Origin of the sequence: Methylobacterium sp. WL116 (assembly GCF_008039455.1) — a bacterium.
In the GTDB taxonomy this organism is placed as follows: domain Bacteria; phylum Pseudomonadota; class Alphaproteobacteria; order Rhizobiales; family Beijerinckiaceae; genus Methylobacterium.
On record NZ_VRUV01000185.1, the window covers coordinates 1 to 8,066 of the forward strand.

Sequence of the window (8,066 nt, forward strand, 5' to 3'; positions counted from 1 at the left end):
GCGTGGTGGCCGCCGCGAGCTACGAGGCGCGGGCCTTCGGGGTGCGCTCGGCGATGCCCTCGGTGACGGCGCGCCGGCTCTGCCCGGACCTGGTGTTCGTGCGCCCGCGCTTCGAGGTCTACCGCGGCATCTCGGAGGAGATCCGGACGGTGTTCTCCGAGCACACGCCGGTGATCGAGCCGCTCTCCCTCGACGAGGCCTACCTCGACGTCACCGAGAACCTGCAGGGCCTGCCGACCGCCACCGCCGTCGCCCGGGCGATCCGCACCACGATCCGCGCGCGCACCGGACTCGTCGCCTCGGCCGGCGTCTCGTACAACAAGTTCCTCGCCAAGGTCGCCTCGGACTACCGCAAGCCCGACGCGCTGTTCGTGATCACCCCCGAGATGGGCCCGGCCTTCGTCGAGGACCTCGCCATCGGCCGCTTCCACGGCATCGGCCCGGTGACGGAGGCGAAGATGCGCCGCCTCGGCATCCACACCGGCCGCGACCTCAAGGCCCGCTCGCTGGAGGATCTGGCCGCCATCCTCGGCAGCGCCGCCCCCTACTATCACGGGGTGGCCCGCGGCATCGATGAGCGCCCGGTGCGGGCGCACCGCATCCGCAAGTCGATCGGTGCCGAGAACACCTTCTCCGACGACAGCGCCGACCTCGAAATCCTCGCCGAGCGCCTCGCGCCGATCCTCGACAAGGTCGCGGCGGCCTGCGCCGCCAAGGGTCTGCGCGGCCGGACCGTGACGCTGAAGGTGAAGTTCTCCGACTTCGCGCAGGTCACGCGGGCGCGCTCCCTGGCGGCCCCCGTCGGCGACCGCGCCAGCCTGGAGGCGATCAGCCTGGGCCTGCTGCGCGACCTCCGCCCGCTCCGGCGCAGCGTGCGGCTGCTCGGCGTCTCGCTCTCGGCCCTCGACCACGGCGACGCCGCGGAACCGCTGCAGCTCGGCCTGGCGATCTGAGGCGTCGCCGCGATCGTTTGATCGGGATCGCCGGCGCCGCGGTCATCGGGTCGCGCCTGCGTCCTCGGCGCCGCGCCCTATCTCGATGGGAAGCGACACCGGGAGCAGCCAACCATGACCGACGATCCCCGCGAGGCCGGAGCCCGGCCCCCCTTCCCCGGCGACCAGCAGCAGGAGCGGCCGGGATTGTCGTCGCGGATGACCCCCGCCCCCGATCACGGCGAGCACAGCTACGTCGGCAAGGGGCTGCTGACGGATCAGGTCGCGCTGATCACCGGCGGTGATTCCGGGATCGGCCGCGCGGTGGCGATCGCCTACGCCCGCGAGGGCGCCGACGTGGCGATCTCCTACCTGCCGGTCGAGCAGTCCGATGCCGAGGAGACGGCGCGCTGGGTCGAGCGGGCCGGGCGCCGCGTCCTGCTGCTGCCGGGAGACCTGCGCGAGGAGGCCCATTGCCGCGACCTCGTCGCCCGCACGGTGGCCGCGTTCGGGCGCCTCGACGTCCTGGTCAACAACGCGGCCGCGCAGACGATCAACGAAGGGCTCGACGACGTGACGGCGGAGGATCTCGAGGGCTCGTTCCGCGCCAACGTCTTCGCGATGTACTACCTCGCCCAGGCGGCGGTGCCGCACATGAAGCCGGGCTCGGCGATCGTGAACTCGACGAGCCAGCAGGCCAAGGTCGCCGACAAGACGATGCTGATCTACGCCGCCACCAAGGGCGCGATCGCGAGCCTGACGATCGGGCTGTCGAACCTGCTGGCGCCGAAGGGCATCCGGGTGAACTGCGTCGCGCCCGGCCCCGTGTGGACCCCGATCCAGCCGATCGTGAAGAGCCCCGAGCAGATCGAGCAGCTCGGGGCCGACACGCCCCTCGGCCGCGCCGGGCAGCCGGCCGAGCTCGCCCCGGCCTACGTGCTGCTGGCCTCGCGCGAGGGCAGCTACATGTCCGGCGCCCTAGTGCCCGTCACCGGCGGCACGCCGATGTACTGACGCACGAGGCGCGGCGATCCGGAACGGAGCGCCGCGCCTGCGATTGACGGCGGAACCCCCGCGGGGCCGGACCGCCCCGCCATCGGAGCCAGATCCATGTCGAAGATCATCGCCGCCACGTTCGAGACCCGCCGCGACGCCGAGATGGCGGTCGAGCACCTCGTCCAGGAGCACAAGATCGATCGCAAGGCCGTGACCATCGCGCCGGTCTCGGACGAGAACAGCGCCGGCACCGAGACCGCGGGCGCCGACATCGAGGACGGCCGCGTCGAGAAGACCCACACCGACGGCGAGCCGAAGCTCGCCGGGCGCCTCAAGGTCTCGGCCGAGGTCGAGCCGGCGCTCGCGGACAAGGTCGAGTCCTCGTTCGCGACCTACGGCGGCCAGGCCGCCTGAGCCGGCAGCCGCCCGCATCCCGCTGCCCCGCCCGTCCCGCTCAGGCGGCCCAGACCTGGCGGTACAGCGTCGCGATCGCCTCCGCGTCCGGCACCACCGGGTTGTTGCCGGGCGAGCCCGAGGCCAGGGCCTGCGCCGCCATGGTCGGGATCAGGCCGTTCCACCGGGCCTCGTCGATGCCGTAGTCGCCGGGCGTCGGCACCTGCAGGTCGTCGTTGAGGTTCTGCAGCTCGGCGATCAGGCGGGAGACCGCGTTGCGCTCGTCGTCGCCCTCCCGCGCCACGCCCATCGCCCGGGCGCAGGCGGCGTAGCGCCCGGGCGCGCCGGGCGCCGAGAAGGCGGTGACGGCCGGCAGCAGCATCGCGTTCGAAAGCCCGTGCGGCACGTGGAAATGCGCGCCGATCGGCCGGCTCATCCCGTGGACGAGGGCCACCGAGCTGTTCGAGAAGGCGATGCCTGCTTGCGTCGCGCCGAACATCATCGCCTCCCGCGCAGCCCGGTCGCCCGGATCGGTCCAGACCCGGCGCAGGTTCGGCGCGATCGCCCGCATCGCGGCGAGCGCGAACCCGTCCGAGAACGGGTTGGATTTTCGCGAGACGTAGGCCTCGATCGCGTGGGTCAGCGCGTCGATCCCGGTATCGGCGGTGAGCCGCGCGGGCTTGCTCAGGGTCAGCTCGTAATCGACCAGCGCCGCCACCGGCAGGTAGGCGAGGCCGGCGCACAGCATCTTCTCGTCGGTGGCCTCGTCGGTGACGATGGTGAAGCGCGTCGCCTCCGAGCCGGTGCCGGCGGTGGTGGGGATCGCCAGGATCGGCAGGCCGGGCGCGTCCTGGCTGTGGGGCGCCTTGTAGTCGCGCATGTGGCCGCCGTGGCGGGCCAGCACCGCGACGGCCTTGGCCGTGTCCATCGGGCTGCCGCCGCCGAAGCCGACGACGCAATCGTGGTCGCCGGCCTTGAGCGCGGCCAAAGCCGCCTCCACCGAGGCCACGGTCGGGTCCGGCACGGTCTGCGAGAACAGCCCGGCCCGGACGCCGGCCGCCGCCAGGCGCTCGACGAGCCGCCCCGCCCGGCCGCTGTCGGCGAGGTAGGGATCGGTGACGACGAACGGCCGGGACAGCCCGAGCTGCCCCAGCACCTCCGGCAGCAGCCCGCACGCACCGGCTCCGATCCGCATCAGCCGCGGCAGGGCGATGGCGCTGATCATGGCGTTGGATCCGTCTTTCCAAAGGGACGCGCCGAGGGGACGCGCGCGAATGAACGCAGAATACGAAAGGCAGGCTAGCGGCTGCGCGGGCGCGAGGACAAGCCCGGTCGGCGCCCGTCGCGCGACATCCGGCGCGCAGTATCCTGCCTGAGCTTGCCGGTGCGACGCACTATCCCGCCTGCGAAAACAGCGCCTGCGCCGCCTCGACCGCGCCGACGATGAAGGCCGCCACCTCGCGGATGTGGGCGGCCTTCCGGTGGTCCTCGTGGATGTGCATGTGGAAGGCCCGCGTCAGCGACAGCGCGTCCGGCAGCACCGGCACGAGGCCGGGATGGGCGGCCGCGATGAAGGCCGGCACGATGCACAGGCCGGCACCGGCGAGCGTGGCGTGCACCTGGGCGAGCAGGTTCGTCGAGCGCAGCCGCGCGCTGGCGCCCGGCCCGATCACGTTGAGGTAGTTGAGCTCCCGCGCAAACAGCATGTCCTCGATGTAGCTGACGAACGGGTGCCGCCCGAGGTCGGCCGCCGTCCGGATCGGCTCGGCCGCGTCGAGGTAGGCCTTCGACCCGTAGACGAAGAGCCGGTAGTCGGTGAGCCGCCGCGTCACCACCCGCGCCTGCTGCGGCGCCGACAGGCTGACGACGATGTCCGCCTCGCGCTTCGACAGGCTGAAGATCCGCGCGGTCGCCATGATCTCGATCTCGAGCCCGGGATGGGCCTGGGTCAGGCGGTGCATCCGCGGCGCGAGGAACACGCTGCCGAACCCGTCCGGCGCGCCGATCCGCACCGTGCCCGCGACGCTCCGCCCGGTGCCGCCGGCCGCCGAGCCCGAGACGAAGGCGCTCTCCATCGCCTCCGCCGTCCCGAGCAGCGACTCGCCGGCCTCGGTCAGCGCGTAGCCGAGGTTGCTCTTGTGGAAGAGCCGGCGGTCGAGCCCCTCCTCCAGGGCCAGGATGCGCCGGGCCACGGTGGTGTGCTCGGTGCCGGTCTGCGCCGCCGCGGCCGTCAGCGTGCCGGTGCGGGCGACGGCGAGGAAGAAGCGCAGGTCGTCCCAGTTGCGGGTCTTCTTGAGGCTCACGGGCTGGGTCCGACGGGGATGGCGCTGTGCATCGATGCACACCGGCTGCGAGCAGGTCCAGCTTTATCGCCCGATCGGCGCTGCTATGGTCCGCTCAAAATCGGCCGGCCGTCGCGCCGGCCGGACCTGAGGAAACGAGAACAGGAGAGGCGCACATGCGCACGATCGGGCATTTCATCGGCGGCAAGACCGTCGCGGGCACCAGCGGCCGCTTCGCCGACGTGTTCCTTCCCTCGACCGGCGAGGTCCAGGCCCGCGTCGCCCTGGCGAGCCGCGCCGAGCTTCGCGCGGCGGTCGAGAACGCCCGCGACGCGCAAGCCGCCTGGGCCGCGACCAACCCGCAGAAGCGCGCCCGCGTGATGATGCGCTTCCTCGAGCTGATCCGCGGCGAGACGGATTCGCTCGCCGAGCTGCTGGCCTCCGAGCACGGCAAGACCGTGCCCGACGCCAAGGGCGACATCCAGCGCGGCGTCGAGGTGGTGGAGTTCGCCTGCGGCATCCCGCACCTGCTGAAGGGCGAGTTCACGGAAGGCGCCGGCCCCGGCATCGACGTCTACTCCCTGCGCCAGCCGCTGGGCGTGGTCGCCGGCATCACGCCATTCAACTTCCCCGCCATGATCCCGCTCTGGAAATGCGCCCCGGCCATCGCCTGCGGCAACGCCTTCATCCTCAAGCCGTCCGAGCGCGACCCCGGCGTTCCGATGCGCATCGCCGAGATCTTCCTGGAGGCCGGCCTGCCGCCGGGCATCCTCAACGTCGTCAACGGCGACAAGGAGGCGGTCGACGCGATCCTCGACGACGCGGACATCAAGGCGGTGGGCTTCGTCGGCTCCTCGCAGATCGCCGAGTATATCTACGTCCGCTCCGCGCAGACAGGGAAGCGCGCCCAGTGCTTCGGCGGCGCCAAGAACCACATGATCATCATGCCCGACGCCGACATGGGCCAGGCCGTCGACGCGCTGATCGGCGCCGGCTACGGCTCGGCCGGCGAGCGCTGCATGGCGATCTCGGTCGCCGTCCCCGTCGGCGAAGGCACCGCCGACCGGCTGATGGAGCGCCTGGTGCCGCGGGTGGAGAGCCTCAAGATCGGCCCCTCGCACGACGGCTCGGCCGATTACGGCCCGATGGTCACCGCCGAGGCGGTGGCGCGGGTGAAGGGCTACATCGAGACCGGCCTCCAGGAGGGCGCCGAGCTCGCCGTCGACGGCCGCGGCTTCACCCTGCAGGGCTACGAGAACGGCTTCTACATGGGCGGCTGCCTGTTCGACCGCGTCACCGCCGACATGACGATCTACAAGGATGAGATCTTCGGCCCGGTCCTCTCGGTCGTGCGGGCCAAGGACTACGAGGAGGCGCTGGCCCTGCCCTCCACCCACCAGTACGGCAACGGCGTCGCGATCTTCACCCAGGACGGCGACGCGGCGCGCGACTTCACCGCCCGGGTCAACGTCGGCATGGTCGGCGTCAACGTGCCGATCCCGGTGCCGATCGCCTACCACACCTTCGGCGGCTGGAAGCGCTCGGGCTTCGGCGACCTGAACCAGCACGGGCCCGACGCGATCCGCTTCTACACCAAGACCAAGACCGTGACGCAGCGCTGGCCCTCGGGCATCAAGAGCGGCGCGGAGTTCTCGATCCCGACGATGCGGTGAACCGACCCTCCCCCCTCTGCGGGGGAGGGAGAACCGTCCAGCCAAGGACTTGATGACATGCGCTTCGGGCTCGACGAGGATCAGGTGGCCATCCGGGAGATGGCCCAGAACTTCGCGCGCGAGCACATCGCGCCGCACGCCCTCGACTGGGACGCGCGCAAGCACTTCCCCGTCGAGACCCTTCGCGCGGCGGCAGCTCTCGGCATGGCCGCGATCACCATCCGCGAGGATGTCGGCGGATCGGCCCTGAGCCGCGTCGACGCCAGCCTGATCTTCGAGGCTCTGGGCGAAGGCTGCCCGACGGTGGCGGCCTTCCTCTCGATCCACAATCTGTCGTCCTGGATCATCGACGCCTTCGGCAGCGAGGCGCAGCGCCGGCGCTGGCTGCCGTCGCTGACGCGGATGGACAGGATCGCCAGCTATTGCCTGACCGAGGCCGGCTCGGGCTCGGATGCCGCGGCGCTCCGAACCCGCGCGGTCCGCGACGGCGACGCCTACGTGCTGACCGGCGAGAAGCAGTTCATCTCGGGCGCCGGCGCCAGCGACCTCTACCTCGTCATGGCCCGGACCGGAGGCGAGGGCGCGAAGGGCATCTCGGCGATCGTCGTCGAGAAGGGCACGCCCGGCCTCTCCTTCGGCGCCGACGAGCGCAAGATGGGCTGGAACGCCCAGCCGACCCGCGCGGTGCGCTTCGACCAGTGCCGGGTGCCCGTCGAGAACCGGCTGGGCGCCGAGGGCGACGGCTTCCGCTACGCCATGGCCGGGCTCGACGGCGGCCGCCTCAACATCGCCGCCTGCGCGCTGGGCGGCGCGCAATCGGCCCTCGACCGGACGCTCGCCTACATGGGCGACCGCCGCGCCTTCGGCCAGAAGCTCTCGGACTTCCAGGCGCTGCAGTTCCGGCTGGCCGACATGGCGACCGAGCTCGAGGTCGCCCGCGCGTTCCTGCGCCACGCGGCCGCCGCCCTCGACGCCAGGGCGTCGGAGGCGACCAAGCTCTGCGCCATGGCCAAGCGCCACGTGACGGACGCCGCGTTCCACGTCGCCAACGAGGCGCTGCAGCTCCACGGCGGCTACGGGTATCTCGCCGAGTACGGCATCGAGAAGATCGTCCGGGATCTGCGCGTCCACCAGATCCTGGAGGGCACCAACGAGATCATGCGGGTGATCATCGCCCGCGCGCTGCTCGGGGAGCGCTGATGTCCGACATCCTCGTCGAGCGCGTCGGCACGCTCGGGCGCATCCGCCTGAACCGGCCGAAGGCCTTGAACGCGCTGACCCACGGCATGGTCGGCGCGATCGATGCCGCCCTCGATCTTTTCGCCGCCGACGAAGGCGTCGCCGCGATCCTGCTCACCGGCGAGGGCGAGCGCGGCCTGTGCGCCGGCGGCGACCTGCGCTCGCTCTACGAGAGCGCGGGTTCAAGCTCCGCCGAGAACTTCTGGCGCGACGAGTATCGCCTCGATGCTCGGATCGCGCATTACGAAAAACCGTTCGTGGCGATCCTGGACGGGATCACCATGGGCGGCGGCGTCGGGCTGTCGGGCCATGCCGGCCACCGCGTCGTCACCGGGCGCTCCCGCATCGCCATGCCGGAGACCGGCATCGGCTACCTGCCCGACGTCGGCGGCACCTGGCTGCTGCCGCGCGCGCCCGGCGAGACCGGGACCTATCTCGGGCTGACCGGCGAGCCCATGGGCGCGGCCGACGCGATCTTCGCGGGGGTCGCCGACGCCTGCGTGCCCGCAGCGACGCTGCCCGCCCTGATCGATGCGCTCGCCGCCCTCGCC

General features: G+C 72.0%; 8 protein-coding genes. 6 read left to right on the plus strand and 2 right to left on the minus strand.

Annotated elements, in window-relative coordinates; translation table 11 throughout:
- From dinB to FV223_RS14500, 3 genes are all read left to right on the plus strand, one after another.
- A partial coding sequence (dinB, locus tag FV223_RS14490; protein ID WP_147727703.1) for a DNA polymerase IV occupies positions 1–953 on the plus strand: 953 nt, incomplete at its 5' end.
- 114 nt (positions 954–1,067) lie between these two features.
- A complete protein-coding gene (locus tag FV223_RS14495) occupies positions 1,068–1,946 on the plus strand; it encodes an SDR family oxidoreductase (protein ID WP_147727704.1) in 879 nt (292 codons plus the stop codon).
- A 96-nt stretch (positions 1,947–2,042) separates the two neighbouring features.
- Positions 2,043–2,342: a hypothetical protein gene (locus FV223_RS14500; protein ID WP_147727705.1), complete on the plus strand. Its 300-nt coding sequence runs from the start codon at positions 2,043–2,045 to the stop codon at positions 2,340–2,342.
- A 40-nt stretch (positions 2,343–2,382) separates the two neighbouring features.
- Here the strand turns inward: FV223_RS14500 and FV223_RS14505 are convergent, their stop codons facing one another.
- Entirely contained in the window at positions 2,383–3,546 is a 1,164-nt protein-coding gene (locus FV223_RS14505) for an iron-containing alcohol dehydrogenase (RefSeq protein ID WP_147727706.1), read from the minus strand.
- A gap of 169 nt (positions 3,547–3,715) precedes the next feature.
- Complete coding sequence (locus FV223_RS14510; RefSeq protein WP_147727707.1) at positions 3,716–4,624, minus strand: LysR family transcriptional regulator; 909 nt, start codon at positions 4,622–4,624, stop codon at positions 3,716–3,718.
- A gap of 155 nt (positions 4,625–4,779) precedes the next feature.
- Between FV223_RS14510 and FV223_RS14515 the strand changes: the two genes are divergently transcribed.
- From FV223_RS14515 to FV223_RS14525, 3 genes are all read left to right on the plus strand, one after another.
- Positions 4,780–6,276, plus strand: coding sequence for a CoA-acylating methylmalonate-semialdehyde dehydrogenase (locus tag FV223_RS14515; protein WP_147727708.1), 1,497 nt, complete (start codon positions 4,780–4,782; stop codon positions 6,274–6,276).
- A gap of 57 nt (positions 6,277–6,333) precedes the next feature.
- Entirely contained in the window at positions 6,334–7,476 is a 1,143-nt protein-coding gene (locus FV223_RS14520; protein ID WP_147727709.1) for an acyl-CoA dehydrogenase family protein, read from the plus strand.
- Positions 7,476–8,066, plus strand: a 591-nt coding sequence (locus FV223_RS14525; protein WP_187276142.1) for a 3-hydroxyisobutyryl-CoA hydrolase, incomplete at its 3' end; no start/stop codon positions are given. The genes FV223_RS14520 and FV223_RS14525, both read left to right, overlap by 1 nt.